17 protein-coding genes are annotated in these 17,948 nt (G+C 32.3%); all 17 read left to right on the forward strand.

Annotation, left to right across the window (positions count from 1 at the left end; translation table 11 throughout):
* The first annotated feature begins 1 nt into the window (after window position 1).
* The 17 genes from ACM55M_RS09965 (at window position 2) to ACM55M_RS10045 (ending at window position 17,935) form a co-directional block, all read left to right on the forward strand.
* Window positions 2–817, forward strand: coding sequence for a DUF5672 family protein (locus tag ACM55M_RS09965; protein WP_416857444.1), 816 nt, complete (start codon window positions 2–4; stop codon window positions 815–817).
* A gap of 148 nt (window positions 818–965) precedes the next feature.
* Complete coding sequence (locus ACM55M_RS09970) at window positions 966–1,799, forward strand: glycosyltransferase family 2 protein (protein WP_416857445.1); 834 nt, start codon at window positions 966–968, stop codon at window positions 1,797–1,799.
* Between the two features lie 10 nt (window positions 1,800–1,809).
* The gene (locus tag ACM55M_RS09975) at window positions 1,810–2,868 is read left to right on the forward strand and encodes a glycosyltransferase family 4 protein (protein ID WP_416857446.1); all 1,059 of its coding nucleotides are present in this window, start codon (window positions 1,810–1,812) and stop codon (window positions 2,866–2,868) included.
* Window positions 2,861–3,709 carry a glycosyltransferase family 2 protein gene (locus ACM55M_RS09980; RefSeq protein ID WP_416857448.1) on the forward strand — a complete coding sequence of 283 codons (849 nt, stop codon included), beginning with the start codon at window positions 2,861–2,863 and terminating at the stop codon, window positions 3,707–3,709. The genes ACM55M_RS09975 and ACM55M_RS09980 overlap by 8 nt, the downstream gene beginning before the upstream one ends.
* Window positions 3,709–4,590, forward strand: coding sequence for a glycosyltransferase family 2 protein (locus ACM55M_RS09985; protein WP_416857449.1), 882 nt, complete (start codon window positions 3,709–3,711; stop codon window positions 4,588–4,590). The genes ACM55M_RS09980 and ACM55M_RS09985 overlap by 1 nt, the downstream gene beginning before the upstream one ends.
* A 121-nt stretch (window positions 4,591–4,711) precedes the next feature.
* Window positions 4,712–5,452, forward strand: coding sequence for a class I SAM-dependent methyltransferase (locus tag ACM55M_RS09990; RefSeq protein WP_416857450.1), 741 nt, complete (start codon window positions 4,712–4,714; stop codon window positions 5,450–5,452).
* A complete protein-coding gene (locus ACM55M_RS09995; protein WP_416857451.1) occupies window positions 5,449–6,390 on the forward strand; it encodes a glycosyltransferase family 2 protein in 942 nt (313 codons plus the stop codon). Before ACM55M_RS09990 ends, ACM55M_RS09995 begins: the two co-directional genes overlap by 4 nt.
* A gap of 43 nt (window positions 6,391–6,433) precedes the next feature.
* Window positions 6,434–7,645 carry a glycosyltransferase family protein gene (locus ACM55M_RS10000; protein ID WP_416857452.1) on the forward strand — a complete coding sequence of 404 codons (1,212 nt, stop codon included), beginning with the start codon at window positions 6,434–6,436 and terminating at the stop codon, window positions 7,643–7,645.
* Window positions 7,646–7,704: 59 nt separating this feature from the next.
* Window positions 7,705–8,616, forward strand: coding sequence for a glycosyltransferase family 2 protein (locus ACM55M_RS10005; RefSeq protein WP_416857453.1), 912 nt, complete (start codon window positions 7,705–7,707; stop codon window positions 8,614–8,616).
* Between the two features lie 26 nt (window positions 8,617–8,642).
* Window positions 8,643–9,317: an acylneuraminate cytidylyltransferase family protein gene (locus ACM55M_RS10010; RefSeq protein ID WP_416857454.1), complete on the forward strand. Its 675-nt coding sequence runs from the start codon at window positions 8,643–8,645 to the stop codon at window positions 9,315–9,317.
* Between the two features lie 85 nt (window positions 9,318–9,402).
* The gene (locus ACM55M_RS10015) at window positions 9,403–10,446 is read left to right on the forward strand and encodes an N-acetylneuraminate synthase family protein (RefSeq protein ID WP_416857455.1); all 1,044 of its coding nucleotides are present in this window, start codon (window positions 9,403–9,405) and stop codon (window positions 10,444–10,446) included.
* A gap of 66 nt (window positions 10,447–10,512) precedes the next feature.
* Window positions 10,513–11,634 carry a UDP-N-acetylglucosamine 2-epimerase gene (gene neuC, locus ACM55M_RS10020; protein ID WP_416857456.1) on the forward strand — a complete coding sequence of 374 codons (1,122 nt, stop codon included), beginning with the start codon at window positions 10,513–10,515 and terminating at the stop codon, window positions 11,632–11,634.
* On the forward strand, window positions 11,634–13,070 hold the full coding sequence (locus ACM55M_RS10025) for an MBOAT family O-acyltransferase (protein WP_416857457.1): 1,437 nt from the start codon (window positions 11,634–11,636) through the stop codon (window positions 13,068–13,070). The genes neuC and ACM55M_RS10025 overlap by 1 nt, the downstream gene beginning before the upstream one ends.
* Window positions 13,071–13,217: 147 nt before the next feature.
* Window positions 13,218–13,961 carry a hypothetical protein gene (locus ACM55M_RS10030; RefSeq protein WP_416857458.1) on the forward strand — a complete coding sequence of 248 codons (744 nt, stop codon included), beginning with the start codon at window positions 13,218–13,220 and terminating at the stop codon, window positions 13,959–13,961.
* Window positions 13,962–14,000: 39 nt separating this feature from the next.
* Window positions 14,001–15,398 (forward strand): hypothetical protein, encoded by a 1,398-nt coding sequence (locus tag ACM55M_RS10035; protein WP_416857459.1) that lies wholly within the window; start codon window positions 14,001–14,003, stop codon window positions 15,396–15,398.
* Complete coding sequence (locus ACM55M_RS10040; RefSeq protein WP_416857460.1) at window positions 15,391–16,470, forward strand: glycosyltransferase family 4 protein; 1,080 nt, start codon at window positions 15,391–15,393, stop codon at window positions 16,468–16,470. Before ACM55M_RS10035 ends, ACM55M_RS10040 begins: the two co-directional genes overlap by 8 nt.
* Before the next feature lie 31 nt (window positions 16,471–16,501).
* On the forward strand, window positions 16,502–17,935 hold the full coding sequence (locus ACM55M_RS10045) for an MBOAT family O-acyltransferase (protein WP_416857462.1): 1,434 nt from the start codon (window positions 16,502–16,504) through the stop codon (window positions 17,933–17,935).
* The last annotated feature ends 13 nt before the right edge of the window (window positions 17,936–17,948 follow it).

Raw genomic sequence — 17,948 nt, forward strand, 5'->3', positions numbered from 1 at the left:
AATGAAACACAATAATCTTTGTGTAGTAGTCATTCCAGTTCATAGTGAAAACCCATCTAATGATGAGCTAATTTCTTTTAAACAGTGTTTTGATATTTTAAATAATCATGCCATAAAAGTTGTTATTCCTAAAGGTCTTAAAATGGAAGCATATAAAAAGGTTGTTTCAAGTTTTGAAATAATTGAAATTAATCCTCGATGGCAAAGTAGTCTTGTAATGTATAATAAATTAAAGTTGAGTGATTTTTTTTACAGTTTGTTTGAAGAATTTGATTATTTATTGACTTATGAATTAGATGCTTTCGTTTTTAGAGATGAATTAGACTTTTGGTGTGGAAAAAAATATGATTATATAGGTGCGCCATGGTTTTTAGGTTATTCAGAACCGCTTTCCAATGTTTTGATTGGTATAGGTAATTCTGGTTTTTCTTTGAGAAAAATAAGTTCCATGAGAAATGCAATTCAGAAAATTTATTTTAAGGAGCATGATTTTTTTGTAATATCTAGAAAACAACGATTTCTAAATAAAATTCGAATGCCTTTAGATTATTTTAATATATGGAGAAACAAAAATAATACGATTCAAATTGCGAGGCATTTTAATGAAGATTGGTTTGTTTCCTTTGTAATTCCAAAACATATTATTGGCTTTAATATTGCACCTCTAGATGATGCCATTAAATTTAGTTTTGAAGTTAAGCCAGAATATTTGTTTGATATTAATAATCAAAAATTACCAATGGGTTGTCATGCCTGGCAAAGATATAATTTTGAATTTTGGAAACCTTACATTGAAAGTTTTGGATATTGTTTTTAAATTAAGATTGATTTAGTCTTTTATTTTTATATGTTTATACAAAGTTTTAAATGTAATTAATTGTCCTTGAAGTCTTCAATATAAATACGAATGAGGGAATAGTAACTACAGAGATACGAAGTTTTCTTTTAATAATTAAAAACTAACAATGCCTAAACTCTCCATCATAACCATTAACTACAACAATCTAGAAGGGCTAAAAAGGACCGTGGAGAGCGTTATCAATCAAACTTGGCAAGAGTTGGAGTTCGTCGTTATTGATGGCGGTTCCACAGATGGCAGTGCGGCTTATATTGCAAGTCAAAGTGCAAACATAAATTATTGGGTCAGCGAACCGGACAAAGGAATTTACAATGCTATGAACAAAGGGATTGCGAAAGCCACTGGCGAATATTTATTGTTTCTGAATAGTGGAGATCATTTGTACAATAATACGGTGCTTCAAGAAAATAAAAGGTATTTGGACAATTATGATTTGATTTACTTTAATTTGCAAATTAGGAATGATACTAATTCCAAAATAGTAATTTATCCTGATAAATTGTGTTTTTCAGATTTGTATGATGGATATTTGCCACATCCCTCCACTTTTATAAAAAAAGCTTTATTTGAAATTGTTGGATTATACGATGAAAATTTAAAAATTGTATCTGATTGGAAGTTTTTTATTTTAGCAATTTTTAAATATCAATGTAGTTATGTGAAAATATCTGAGACTATTTCGACTTATTATTTAGATGGAATTAGTTCAATAACGGACAGTTCTGAAGAAAGAAATCAAGTTTTGAACGAATATTTTTCAGAATATATTAACGATTATGAAGAGTTGTTGAATATTAGAAATAAATTAAATCTTAATGCAAAAATATTAAGTTCAAATAGAGTTAAAATGTTACTTGAGATTGAAAAATCAATAATAGGCAAAAAGCTGATTTCCATTTTTTTTAGATCCTACCTAATTTTGTTTTCAAAAAAAAGATAAATGACATATTGTGAATTATAAAATATTTAAATTAATATTTTTTTTTATTCCACACCACCATATTGGAGGTGCGGAACGTGTGCATCTTAATATAATCAAAGCATTAAAATATAAACCAATTGTTTTTTTTGATTACCCGAATTCTGATATAATATCCGAAGAGTTTTCTAAAAACGCCTATTGTTTTTTAATAACCAGTAATAAAAGAAAAGAATTTGCAATTCGTTTTCTTCAAATAAGCTCTTGTTTTTTGCCAGTTGTCCTTTTTGGTTGCAACAGTGGTCTTTTTTATAATTTTGTATCTAAATTAAAAGGAAAAATTAAAGCTATCGATTTAACCCATGCTTTTTCTTTTCCGGAACATGGTATGGAAATTTCTTCATTGCCATTTGTAAATTTGCTAGATAAAAGAATAGTGATAAACAGTAAAACGTTCAATGATTATAAAGCATTATATAAAAAAAATGCAATTGAAAAATCATTATTGAATAGATTTAAAATTATTTCCAATGGAATTGCAATCAGGGATTTTGATGATTGTCAAATAGATTCACGTTTTGCTAATTTTACCATTGGTTTTGTAGGGAGGAATTCTTCCGAAAAACGTCCCGAGTTATTTTTTGAAGTTGTAGGACAAACAAAAATTAAAGCCAAAGTAATTGGAGATAATTTTGATAATTTTAAAATTGATTTCCCTGAAGTTGATTATTTTGAAAACTGCAATGACCCAGAGATAATTAGAAACCAATTTTCAAGAATTTCGCTCTTGATAGTGTCTTCAAGCCGAGAAGGATTTCCTCTTGTGATTATGGAAGCGATGGAGATGGGTATTCCTGTGATAGCTACAGATGTTGGGAGTATTGCAGAACATGTAATCAATGATGAAAATGGTTTTTTGAGTGTCGTAGATAAAGATTTTTTTTTAAGTTTTGCTACACTAAAAATTAGGGCAATCATCGAAGATAAAGAACTGTATCGTAGTTTGTCTCTAAAAGCGAGAGAACACGCAGAGCAAAATTTTGATATTAAAAATTTTAACAAGCAATATGGTGAATTATTTTATGAATAACTCTTTAGTTTCCATTATAGTTCCCTGTTACAACCAAGTCCAATATTTGAATGAGGCATTGCAATCAGTATTAGAACAGACCTATATTCGGTGGGAATGTATTATTGTAGATGACGGAAGTCCCGACAACACACAAGCAGTTGCAAAACAATGGGTCGAAAAGGATAGTCGTTTTGTTTATTTAAAAAAGGAAAATGGAGGTCTGAGTAGCGCAAGAAATTATGGTATTGAACACGCAACTGGAGAGTTTATACTTCCATTAGATGCTGATGATAAAATTGCTGCCAATTATGTTGCTTTGGCAGTGCAATCTTTTCAAGAGGATACTTCGTTAAAGGTGGTATATTGTAAGGCAGATAGATTTGGAGATGTTACTGGGATTTGGCAACTACAACCATTTTCTCTTTTAAATTTATGTAGTAACAATATGATTTTTTGTTCGGCAATGTTTAGAAAACGAGATTGGAAATTGGTTGGAGGTTATGATGTGAAGATGTTATACGGATGGGAAGATTGGGAATTTTGGATTGCCATTTTGAAAAATGGAGGGGGAGTAAAGTGTTTGGATGAAGTTGGGTTTTATTACAGAATTAAATCAAGTTCGATGGTAAAACAATTAAATGAAGAAAAGAGAATGTATTTACTTGAATATATGAGTATAAAGCACGTCGATTTTTTTATTAGACAATTAGGTTCGTTCACTCAATTAAATGAAACTCTAGAACAGACAAGAAAAAAACATGTAGAAAATTTAAAAAGTGAGAAGTTTGTTATTGATGCCTTTTGCACTATTTTTTTTGGATTTTCTATATTTGGATTGTATAAAAATAAAAAACAGTAATGCTTGCGATAGTAATTCCATTTTATAAACTGACTTTTTTTGAAGAGACTTTACAATCTTTATCTAATCAAACAGATAAGCGCTTTAAAGTATATATAGGTGATGACTTTAGTCCTGAAAATGCAACTGATTTATTAAGTAAATACAACGGCAGATTTGATTTTGTATACCATAGGTTTAAAACTAATTTAGGAAGCATTTCGTTAACACAACAATGGGAGCGTTGTATTGCCCTTGCAGCTAACGAAGAATGGATCATGATTTTGGGAGATGATGACTATTTGAGTGATACTGTGGTAGAACAATTTTATTTTAATATGCCGGAATTCCTGTCTAAAACAAATTTGGTGCGTTTTGCATCGCGAACGATAGTCCAAGAGGAAAATTATAAAGCAAGTATTTGTGAAAATCCAGTCTGGGAAACAGCTACGGATTCTTTTTATAGAAAATTCAAAAGGATTTCCAGAAGCTCACTGTCGGAATATGTTTTTTATAAAACAGCATATAAAAAATATGGTTTCCATAACTATCCATTGGCTTGGAATAGTGATGATAGGGCTTGGTTAGACTTTTCAGAAAACAAACCTATTTATTCCATCAATGAGAGTTTGGTTTGTGTGAGACTGTCCAATTTCAATATTACAGGAAAAAGCGATAATTTCGAATTAAAAAACAAGTCATCGGTTGCTTTTTATCATTTTTTAATTCAATACAAATTAAGTCAGTATACAAGATATGAAAGCATAAAAATAATTCGGCAATATTATTTTGAATTAAAAAAAGTGAAAAGATTGGATAGTAAAGATTGGATATTTATAATCAAGCATTATGGAAAAAACTTAAATATTCAGGCGATTAAAGATTTCATAAAAAGAAATTGATGAAAAAAACACTTTACTTCCCATAGTTTATTTATGTTTTTAAAATTAATATAAAACATTAACTATTTGGTAATTAATGCTTTTGTTGTAATCAATATAACATTTCAATCTAAATTCAAAAATGAAAAAAAAAATTAAAAATTTATTGAGCTATTCTCCTTACAATCTCTATGAAACTGTAAGAAATAAAATGAATCAAGCTAAAAAAAATAAAAAAGAAATCTCTAAAATCAATTTTTATTTAGAAAATAATGAAATTAAAAAAATCCAAATTGGATGTGGAACAAACTTTCTTGAAGGTTGGCTTAATACTGATATAAAAAACAATGATAAAATAATATATTTAGATGCAGGAGAAAAATTTCCCCTGGAATCGGATAGTTTTGATTTTGTATATTCAGAGCATCTATTTGAGCATCTTAAAACAGGACAGCAACTTAATATGTTGACAGAAAGTTTTCGAATTTTAAAAAAAGGAGGGGTTATGAGAATTGCTACTCCTAATATAAGTTTTTTGTTCAGATTGTTTGAAAATCCTAATACTCCAGAAATGATTGATTATGTTAATTGGGCAGTTAAAAACATACCTCATTTGTTTGAGGCAAACAATATGGTTGTTGATCAAGAGGAACATTATGTTTATGTAATCAATAATTTTTTTAAAGCATGGGGACATCAAGTAATACATAATATTTCTAGTCTAAGTAAATTAGCATTACAATGTAATTTTGCTCAAGTCCGAGAATGTACTGTTGGAGAAAGCAATGTTTTGGACTTAAAAAATATTGAAAGACACGGAACAATAATACCTGAGAGAATTAATTTTCTTGAGACTATGGTAGTAGAGTTGGTAAAATTATGATAGTATCAAAACCAAAAGTAACCATAATAATGGCGACCTATAATAGGGCGCATTTTATATTTGAGACACTATTGTCGATTCAAAAACAAACATTTTTAGAATGGGAATGCCTTATTGTTGATGATGCAGGAACCGACAACACAGTAGAAGTAATCACTTCAATTTTAGAGGGGGATAATCGGTTTCACTATGTAAAACGTCCGAATACCTATCTAAAAGGTTTGCCGGGTTGTCGCAATTATGGATTGGATATAGCCAAAGGTGAGTATATTATTATTATTGACGATGATGACATTCCACATCCCCAAAACTTGGAGCTGTGTGTGTTAGAATTACTCGATTCCAATATTTCCTTTTGCAGGTACATACGTGAAGTTTTTATGGGGGATTTTGATTATGCATTCGATTATTCAAAAACATATACCTCTTTTTATATTGATGAAAACGACATAGAGAAAATGTTAAACAACCAGCTTCAGTTTAATTCTTGTGCCATAATGTGGAGAAGGGAATGTTTTGAAAACAAACGATTTGCTGAAAATTTGATGTATGCAGAGGATTGGGAATTGTATTCCAGAATTGTTTCTTCTGGAGTTAGGGGGATTTCGATAGAAAAATGTTTGTTTTATGGCAGGAAGCATCCCCATTCCAATACGGGGGAATATGACCGCAAAAACCCAGTTAGGAGAGCGGCGTATTCGCAAGCCATTTTATTGGTGGTGCAAAACCTGAAAGGAAAGCAGTTGCTTACTTATTCTTTAAAGCGGTATTTCATCGCTTTTTCGATAGATTTCGAGGAATATCATTTATTCAAAAACATTTTAAATCTCCTCGAATTAACTACATTTGAAAAACTGAAATGGCAGATTTTCTATACTGTATTGCCTTTAAGGTTGAAACTGTACCGAATGAAAAAAGCGATTAAAAAGAAGATTTAATGAGTGAAAGCTTTTCGAATTAGAAATAATTATAAATTAGACAATGAAATTTTTAGTAATAGAACAAGATTTAAGAGTATGGGGGACAAGTCAAGGGATTATTTCGCGTTCTTTTTTGGCTAAATTAAGAATCGCCTATCCAGAATCAATTATTCATGTGGTTTATTTAAAACAGGATGCTAGCGAAGACCGGTTGGATTTATTGCCAGTTGATTCTATCGAGGCTCATATTCTAAATCTAAAAACGCCTTTTTTTACCAAATGGTTGAATAAAATCTATTGGAGATTATTTCATGTTTCATTAGTTAAAAGACACATCCATAAAGTGTATGGGTCTTATATTGGAAAGATTGACTACCAAAAATACGATCATATTTTTATACGAAGTGCAGGAATAGACCATGAAACTATTTTAGGAGCCAAAGATCTACCTATTCTCAAAAAAGCTATCGTCAATTTTCATGATCCATATCCTTTATTTTGGTATGTGGGTTCAAAAAGTCCATTGACTAATTTGGAACTTTTCAAATTAAAAGAAATGTATGAGGTGGTTACGCAATCCAAAAGCTGTATGAGTTCCGCAAGTTTAATGTCGGATGACCTACAATCCTTATACGGTTGCAGAAAGAAATTTTACAACTTGCCACATCAATACGACGAAAGCGTTTTTGATTTATCTGATGTCAGCAACGTTTTGAAAAAGAACAAAAAAGTAATGATTTCTTATCACGGAGCAATCCAGTTTGGTAGAAATGTCGAGATTCTTTTAGATGCTTATCAAGAATTGGTGGAAAATAATCCTTTGTATAAAGAAAATACAGAGTTTGTTCTGCGATTAAAAGGGATAGATGTAAAGGAATTGGCTGTAAAATATTCAAAGACTCCGAACATTATAATCTTGAATATGTCAAGTTTTTCCAATTCCTGCAGTGAACAAATGCAAGAAGCCGACATTAACATCATCTTGGAAAATGGACCGCTGTATTGTAATATTCTGGTGGGTAAAGCGCCATTTCTCGCGGCATCAAAGAAACCAATGTTGTCCATTTCACCCGAACGAAGCGAAATGCGAAGGATAGTAAGAGACAATCAATATATTGCCAGTTGTAATGACAAGTCGGAAATTAAACAAAAACTAGAAAACCTGATCGATAATAGAATGAATTCTGACGAAGTCGTTTATCCATTTGGAAATTATTTTAGCGATGAAAATTTTAAATTAATGTTAGATAAAGTATTATTCGAATCGAATTAGTAATAGTTTAAATAAATAAGAGAATTTAACTGTTTTTTGATTAAACAAAAGATCTGACTATGATGTTTAAACCTATTTTCTCTATACTCATTACTACCAAAAATCGTAAAGCCGATTTGGTTTTTACGCTAAATAAAATCAGTTATCTCTTAGAAGATATTAATGTGGAATGTGTAGTTTATGATGATGGTTCCGTTGATGGTACTTATGAATATGTAAAGCATCATTTTCCTACTATAAAAATCCAAAGAAATGCGATTTCAAAAGGCTACCTTTTTTGCAGGAATAAAATGCTGAATGAAACCGAAGCTTCTTATGCTATTTCATTGGACGATGATGCCCATTTTGTCACCGAGAATCCATTGGAAACTATAAAAAAACATTTTGATAAAAATGACAATTGTGGCTTAATTGCCTTGCGTATTTTTTGGGGGTTGGAATTACCAAGTTTGACGTCTTCCACCGAACAGCCCCATCAAGTGAAAGGCTTTGTGGGTTGTGCCCATGTGTGGCGTATGAAAGCTTGGCGTGCTATTCCTAATTATCCGGAATGGTTTGTTTTTTATGGAGAAGAAGATTTTGCATCTTATCACTTGTTTAAAAAGAACTGGAAGGTGAGCTATTTGCCAGACGTTTTAGTCCATCACAGAGTTGATTTTAAATCCAGAAAAAACGATTTCGATTATGATATTCGACAGCGTAGATCGTTACGTTCAGGCTGGTATTTGTTTTTTTTGTTTTATCCCATTCGTAGTATTCCTAATAAAATGGGGTATTCTATTTGGATGCAATTCAAACTAAAGGTTTTTAAACGTGATTTTAGCGCTTTAAAAGCTATTGTTCTGGCGATATTAGATTTAGTATTGGCTATTCCTAAAATTGTAAGAAACAGCAATAGATTGACTTCAGCAGAGTATGATGATTATCTTAAAATTGCTGATACAAAAATATATTGGCAGCCAAAAAAATAACTATTTTTAGCAAATACTTTTTTTAAATGAAGAATATAGCAATAATTCCAGCGCGTAGGGGGTCTAAAAGGCTGCCAAATAAAAACAATCTTCTTTTTGGAGGCATTCCGCTTATTGCTCACAGTATTTTATTAGCCCAAAAGAATAAAGATATTATAGATGAAGTTTATGTATCTACGAATGATGAAGTAATAAAAAAAATCGCACTTGAATATGGGGTAAAAGTGATTGACAGACCGGAACATTTGTCAGGGGAATTTGAACCTACATTGACGGCATTACAGCATGCGCTTGAAGTAATCGGAGATAGCACTGTCGATAGTGTGATTTTATTACAGCCGACAAATCCTTTGCGTCCTGAAAACCTGCTTCGGGAAGCTTTTGAAAGGTATCGAATAAGTGATTCGGATAGTTTATTTACAGTTACCAGAAATCATCAAAAATTAGGGAAGATAACAAGCAATTGTTTTGAAGCGTATAATTATACGATAGGACAACGCAGTCAGGATTTGGAACCGCTTTATTTTGAAAATGGTTTGTTGTATATCAGTAAATCAAAATTGATAATAGAGGGCAAAATTATTTCTGAAAATAGTATCCCTTATGTAGTAAATCATATTTTTGCCAGTATTGATATTGATACTCAAGATGATTTTGATTATGCGGAGTATTTATTAAAAAAAGCAGCCCGACTGCGCTAGACTTGACAAAATAAAATTAATTGTCACTTTCGATTGAAGCCGAGAAAGAGCACATTCGAGATACATATAACAGATAACTCATTTTATGAATCCATATATTACAATAGCAGGAAGAAAAATAGGTCTGGATTACCCCCCTTTGGTTATTGCAGAGATTGGCATTAATCACGAAGGGTCTTTACAAATAGCCAAGGAAATGGTCGATGCAGCCCATAGGGCAGGTGTTGAGATGGTCAAACATCAAACTCATATTGTGGAAGATGAGATGAGCGGTGCCGCTAAAAAAGTGATTCCGGGAAATGCCGATGTTTCCATTTATGAGATAATGGAAAGGTGTTCGTTAAACGAAGCTGATGAATTAGAGTTAAAAAACTATGTAGAAAGTAAGGGTATGATTTTTATTTCTACCCCTTTTTCAAGAGCTGCTGCCGAACGATTGCGAAAATTTGATGTGCCAGCTTATAAAATTGGTTCCGGGGAATGTAATAATTATCCTTTGTTGGAACATATTGCGTCTTTTGGCAAACCAGTTATTCTAAGTACCGGGATGAATACTATAGAAAGTATTCGTAAAGCAGTTGCCATTTTTGAAAAGCATACTGTACCTGTGGCGCTTTTACATACCACTAATTTGTATCCAACTCCAATTCATTTAGTGCGTTTTGGGGCTATGACCGCCATGCATGACGCCTTTCCCGATAAAGTATTTGGGTTGTCAGACCATACACTTAATAATAATGCCTGTTTGGGAGCTGTGGCATTAGGCGCATCTATTCTGGAACGTCATTTTACAGATCATATGAATCGAACCGGTCCGGATATTATATGCAGTATGGACGAGAATACTTGCAGCGCACTCCTCGTAAATAGTGCAGAAATGGCCCAAATGCGAGGAGGAACGAAACAGCCCGCATTAGAGGAACAAGTTACCATCGATTTTGCTTTTGCAACTGTTTGTACTATTGCTGCGATTAAAAAAGGAGGGCTGCTTACCAAAGAAAATATTTGGGTAAAACGTCCCGGAACAGGGGAAATCCTGGCAGAGCATTTTGATAGCCTTTTAGGGAAAACGGCACTAAGGGATATAGATAACGATGAACAATTAATGTGGGAGCAGATTGAAAAATAAAGTGTCTCACTTGAATGTGCCTCGATTGCGCTCGACTTGACAAAATAAGAAATATCAAGTATTAAAATGAAAAAAATCTTATTCCTAACGGGAACCCGTGCTGATTTTGGAAAAATAAAATCATTAATTTCTGTTCTTGATACCCATCAAGATTTTGAAGTTTATGTTTTTGTTACCGGTATGCATTTGCAAAAAGAATACGGATATACACTTTTAGAAATAGAACGTTGCGATTTTAAAAACATCCATAGGTTTGAAAATCACACCGATGAAACTACAATGGATTTAACATTAGCCAAAACTATAGAGGGTTTATCGGGCTATTGTAAACAAGTACAACCGGATTTGATTGTGGTTCATGGCGATCGTGTAGAAACTTTAGCAGGAGCTATCGTTGGTTCTTTAAATAATATTTTAGTAGCACACATTGAAGGTGGAGAATTATCAGGAACGGTTGATGAATTAATTCGTCACAGTGTAAGTAAATTAGGTCATATTCATTTTGTTTCTAATAGTGATGCAGCAAAACGATTGGTCCAAATGGGTGAAATGGAATCTTCCATTTACACGATTGGTTCTCCCGATATTGATATTATGTTTTCAGATTCGCTTCCAGATTTAGAAACGGTGAAACGGTATTACGAAATAGATTTTGAGGACTATGCCATAGTTATGTTTCATCCCGTAACTACAGAAGCCAAAGAAATGAAGTTGTATGCCAATAATTTTGTAGAAGCTGTATTAAAAGACACGCATAATTATATTGTAATTTATCCAAATAATGATCTAGGAAGTAAATGCATTATTGAGGAATATGAAAGATTAAAGAATAACCCAAGATTTAGAGTTTTTCCGTCCCTTCGTTTTGAATATTTTTTGAGTTTATTAAAAACCAGCCAGTTCATCATAGGAAACAGCAGTGCCGGGATTAGAGAGGCACCCTATTATGGAATTCCAATTATCAATATCGGGACGCGTCAACAAAACAGGACAGTGCTTTCAGCTATTATTAATGTTGATTATAAGCCTGAAAATATTGTTGCCGCTTTGAAAAACATACATGGTCACAAAGTTAAAAAAATGGAGGCTGATTTTGGACATGGAAATAGTGCCCAATTGTTTCTGGAATCAATGGAAAATGGAAATATTTGGGCAACCAATCATCAGAAACAATTTAGGGATATATAATGCTGTTTAACTCCCTCCCATTTTTATTATTTCTCCCGATTGTTTTTACCATTTATTGGTCGGTAAATAATAAAAGTTTGCAACTGCAAAATTTTGTGCTGTTAGTGGCCAGTTATTTCTTTTATGGGTGTTGGGATTGGCGTTTTTTGTTTCTATTGCTGTTTTCTACTGCACTTGATTATTTCACTGGTTTGAAAATGCGTGAAGCAAAAAATCAAAGAAATAAGAAATTCTGGTTTTGGATAAGTATTATTATAAATATTGGCTTTCTGGGTGTTTTTAAATATTACAATTTCTTTGCCGATTCTTTTGCCGAAGTACTATTTGGAATAGGAATTCAAGCTAATTTTTGGACATTGAAAGTTATTTTACCTGTAGGAATTTCTTTTTATACCTTCCATGGGTTGTCTTATGTTATAGATGTTTACAAAGGGAGAATAGAACCGGAAAGGAATATTATAACGTATTCCCTTTTTGTTAGCTATTTTCCGCTACTCGTGGCAGGTCCAATAGAAAGAGCTACTCATCTGCTACCCCAAATAAAAAAGAAAAGACTTTTTGATTACAGCAAAGCTATAGATGGGGTGCATCAAATTATCTGGGGATTGTTTAAAAAAGTGGTCATAGCCGATAATTGCGCTTTATACGCAAATGATATTTTTGATAATTATCAGACCATGAATTCGCTTTCATTAGTATTGGGAGCTGTTTATTTTTCTTTTCAAATTTATGGGGATTTTAGCGGCTACTCTGATATTGCGTTGGGAACTTCAAAACTATTTGGAATTGATTTGCTCCGTAATTTTAACTATCCTTATTTTTCAAGAGATATAGCTGAGTTTTGGCGTAGGTGGCATATTTCTTTGTCGTCATGGTTTCGGGACTATCTGTATATTCCATTAGGCGGAAGTCAGGGTGGAATGCTAACGAAAATTCGAAATACATTTATTATTTTCTTGGTAAGTGGGTTGTGGCATGGGGCCAATTGGACTTTTATTGTTTGGGGTGCATTGCATGCAGTTTATTTTTTGCCGCTTTTGATAACACAAAACAACAGAAATAATATAGATAGTGTTGCAAAAGGAAAATCCCTTCCGACACTTAAAGAATTTTTTAGCATGCTATTGACGTTTAGTTTGACGACTTTTGCCTGGATATTTTTTAGGGCAAAAACAGTATCGGAAGCGTGCGCTTATATAAAAGATATTTCTAAATTTGATCTTAAAGGAGGAATTCAATTTTTAGGATTCGAACGCTATTCAATTGAATTACTTTTGCTGCTGTTATTTTTTATGATAATTGAATGGAATTCAAGAGAAAATGAGCATCCTTTTTATGGGAAATATATAAATTTAAAAGTCATTATTATCGTGTTATTAATCTTAGTTTTGGGTGTTTTTTCCAGTCCTAGTGATTTTATTTATTTTCAATTTTAGATGAGAAAATTTAGTGTTTACATAATTTGGAGCGTTTTGGGGATGCTGTTATTCATGACAGTGTTGGATGTTGTATATACTAAAATATATGAGAACTCTTATCCCCGAACAAAATTTCAGTACCTGAGAAGTTTAAAAAACAGGAAAGTGGATTATATTTTTCTGGGTTCATCAAGGGTAGAAAATGGAATTGTACCGTCAGTAATATTTAATAAAACAAATAAAACAGCTGTCAATTTGGGATTTCAGGCCGCTAAATTAGCGGATGTTTATACTGTTTTGCAATTAATTAAAGAATACAACATTCATTGTGAAAAAATTTTAATACAAGTGGATTATATTTACAATTTTGTTGAGGGAAACTCCACTATTTTTCAATACGAAATGATTCCTTTTATTAGAGAAAATGCGATAACAAAAGAGTATTGTGAGCGTTATATTGAAAATCCTAATGCTAATTATTACATTCCTTTTTACAGGTATTGCACTAATGATTTGAAAATAGGATTTAGAGAGGTTTTTGCCAATATAATTGATAAAAAAACCAATACTGTTAACAACAGCGGATATGGTGGCAGATATGGAAATTCAAGACAACTTCAGGGTTCATTGCCCAATGTGATTTTAGAGAGGAATACAATTTTAGATAATATCCAGTCTTTTTCAAAACAAAATAATATTAATGTTGTGTATTTTTGTGCTCCGTTTTGTAAGAATATTAATAGCATAGATTTCATATCAAAATTAAAAAATAAAATACCGAAATTTAAAGATTTTTCAGGTGTAATACAGGATGATAAAATGTTTTTTAATTGTAATCATTTAAATGACAGAGGAGCAAAACGATTTACTGAAATCCTTACTGAGGATTTGTTGATGAAGAAATTTTGAATTATTAAAATTTTTTTGGAGTTAAAGAATTATAAAAAAATGAAAAAATTAGGAATAGTTATAACGGATGGTGTAGGTTACCGCAATTTCATCATGAGTGATTTCTTGACGGAAGGAGCACAGCAATTTGATGCAGTTACCATCTATTCCGGGTTGCCGATAAGTGCTTTTCCGACTATTCCACAATCCAAGATTACAATAAAGGAACTCGAAGTTTTCGTGGAAGGAAAACTGACTTGGTTTTTTAGAAAGTGGAAAGAAGTAGCCCATTTGCAAAAGCACCGTTCTTTCTATGGTATGAAAGATAATTTGGTAACAGGCTATCCAAAAAATAATTCGGCACGCTCCCTATTGGTCAAAGGCATTTATTTTTTTACCCGTTTTATTCATTCTGACGACAGTATTTTGTTTGCCGAAAAATTGCAATTTCTATCCTTTTTCAATCATAAAACAACAAAATCGTATAGTCAATTATTACAAAAAGACCAACCCTCACATGTTTTCTTCACGCACCAAAGACCGCCTTATTTAGCGCCATTCTTACACGCTGTCATTCAATTAAAAATACCTGTTAGCACCTTTATTTTCAGTTGGGATAATCTGGCTTCTAAAGGGAGAATGCTTGGCACTTTTGATTATTTCCTAGTTTGGAGTCATTTAATGAAAGCCGAATTGCTGTATTTTTATCCAAATGTGGAAAAGGAAAATGTAAAAGTGGTTGGAACTCCCCAATTCGAACCTTATGTAATGGAAAAATATGAAACTAAGGCTGTAGATTTTTACCGTAAATTTCATTTGGATGCCGATAAGAAAATTATTTGTTTTAGTTGTGCCGATGTTTCCATTGGACAAAATGATCCCATTGTAATCCAAGTCATAGCCACTGCTATTCGGAATAAAAGTATTTCTACAGATGTACAATTAATTGTGAGAACTTCCCCAGCCGAAGATGATACCCGATTTAAAGCTGTTAGGGATGAATTTCCTGAAATAGTTTGGAATGTACCTAAATGGATTTTGACTCGGGAAAAGCATGCAGAAAGCTGGTCCCAGCGTGTTTCCAGTGAGGAAGATATTAAAGATTTGCGCTCGTTGTTGGAACATGTGGATTTGAACATCAATATGTGTTCGACCATGAGTCTGGATTTCTTATTGTTTGACAAGCCGGTAATCAATACCGTTTTTGGTAACATAGAAAATGGTTTGTATAACGACCAACGATTTTTAAATTATGGCCATTTTAAAAAAGTAGTTGATAGTCAATCCGTAACCATAGCCCAACATGCAACTGAATTAATAGCCCAAATTAATGAAGCTTTGGAGAATCCAAAAGAAAGAACTTTGCAAAGAAAGGCAATGATTGATTTACAAATAAGTGAAAAATTATCCGGTACAAGTGCCCGAATAGCCACGACTTTATCCCAATGGAATGACTGAGCCCAAAAAAATAGCTGTACTCTGTAATTATGAATTGCTACCCGAAAGAGTGGGCGGAATGGACTACTTTTTTTGGCTATTTGACAAACAATGCAAAGAAAAGGATATTCAAGTGGACTGGTTTTTCCCAAATCTATCCCATCACGGGGAGTATTCCAAACTGAGTATTCATCATTGTAATTATAATGTGGAAAACTATTTTTTTACTTTTTGTAAGCAAAATAAAACGGACTTTTCCCATATTATGACTCATTTCTTAGAACTGTGTACACCATCTTTCTATAAAATAAAGCAATTTTCCAAGGCTAAAATTATTGCAATAGATCATAACCCAAGGCCTTTAAACGGTTATCCTTTGAAAAAGAAAATTGAGAAAAGAATCAAAGGGATTTTATTTTCAAGATATATTGATGTTTTGGTCGGGGTTTCAGAATATTCGAAAAGTGAATTAATTAAAGAATTTGGCGCGCAAACTGAGAAGAAATCAATCGTTGTTTTTAATGGTTTAGAGATTTGTAAATTTAAAAAGAAAAAAAACTTCAGTTCTAATAATCAATTTATTGTGGCTTCTCATCTTAGAAAAGAGAAAGGAATTCAAGACCTAATTTTAGCGGTTAAGGATTTAAAATCTTTTGATTTTACAATTGATATTTATGGTGAAGGATATTTTGAAGGAGAATTAAAAAAAATGATTCAGGATTTTTCTCTTCAAAGATTTTTTAATTTTAAAGGAAGTGTTTCCAACCTACCTGAAATTTATTGCGAGTATGATTATTTAATTCATCCTTCTCATGGTGAGACATTCTGTTATTCAGTTGTTGAAAGTTTGATGAGTAATTTACCTGTAATAACAACCCGAAACCAAGGAAATGTGTTGGGTTTAGTAGTTGAAAATAAAAACGGATTTTTATTTGAAGAATGTAATGTAGCGGAGTTGAAAGAAATTTTGCAAAATATTTTAAAGCATAAATTTCTGATAGGCAATTGTTGGGGAAACAGTAAATTGAAAAATTTTTCTTTGACAAAAATGGTTGCCAATCATTTGGCATTGGTATTGAATAATAAACCTTAATTTTACATTCTTAAATTAGTTACAGTAGTCTATGTTTTTTAATTCATTATCCTTTGCTGTTTTCCTGCCCATCGTATTCTTGTTGTATTGGTTTGTATTTAATAAAACGAAGAGTACACAAAATGCAATCCTCATTATTGCCAGTTATTATTTTTATTCCTGTTGGGATTGGCGTTTTTTGTTTCTGTTGGTTTTTTCCACTTTTTTAGATTATTACACCGGAATTCGAATTGAAAAGGCTAAGACAGAAACTGCTCGAAAATTTTGGTTTTGGTTTAGTATAACCATGAATCTGGGTTTTCTGGGTATATTTAAATATTATAATTTTTTTGCTTCTTCTTTTTCGGAATTATTGAACGGTTTCGGATTACAAACGAGTCCGTTATTGTTACAGGTTATTCTTCCTGTTGGTATCTCTTTTTATACTTTTCACGGATTATCGTATGTGATTGATATTTATTTAAAGAGAATTAAAGCCGAATATAATTTTGTGGATTATTCACTGTTTGTCAGCTATTTTCCTCTTTTAGTGGCTGGGCCTATTGAAAGAGCCACTCATTTGCTGCCACAAGTAAAAGTGAAAAGAACCTTTGATTATCAAAAAGCTAAAGAAGGGGTTTATCAAATTATCTGGGGATTAGTCAAGAAAGTCGTAATTGCCGATACTTGTGCTACGTATGCCAATGCTGTTTTTGATAATTACACTTCGATGAATTCCTTGTCGCTGCTATTGGGCGTTTTTTACTTTGCTTTCCAGATTTATGGAGACTTTTCGGGCTATTCGGATATGGCGTTAGGAATGTCCAAATTGTTTGGCTTGGATTTGTTACGAAATTTTAATTATCCTTATTTTTCCAGAGATATCGCCGAGTTTTGGCGTCGTTGGCACATTTCGTTGTCTTCTTGGTTTCGGGATTATGTTTACATTCCACTAGGAGGGAGTAAAGGCAGTAAATTAAAACAAGTTCGTAATGTATTTGTTATTTTTCTATTGAGTGGTTTTTGGCATGGGGCTAATTGGACCTTTATCGCTTGGGGATTTATCAATGCGATGTATTTTTTACCCTTATTGCTTCGAGATAAAAATAGGTCTAATATAGAAACGGTTCAGTTGCAATGGAATTTCAGTTCCCTTAAAGTATTGGGAAGTATGTTTATTACTTTTGCTTTATGCTGCTTGGCTTGGGTATTTTTTAGAGCAAAATCGATAGGCGATGCATTTGATTATATCGGACGTATTTTTACTGACCGAAATTTTCAGGCACAATATCTGGAAAATGAACGATACAGTTACGAAATCCTGTTATTGGTTTTTGCTTTCATTCTCGTTGAATGGAATAGCAGGAGTCAAATAGAACCTATTTCAGGAAGATACAGCGGGTTGAAAGTAGCATTGTGTATCTTGGCTATTATCGCCTTGGGGACTTATTCTGATTACAAAGAATTTATCTATTTTCAATTTTGATTAAGTATGTGTA

The organism is Flavobacterium galactosi (assembly GCF_048158585.1).
Lineage (GTDB): Bacteria > Bacteroidota > Bacteroidia > Flavobacteriales > Flavobacteriaceae > Flavobacterium > Flavobacterium galactosi.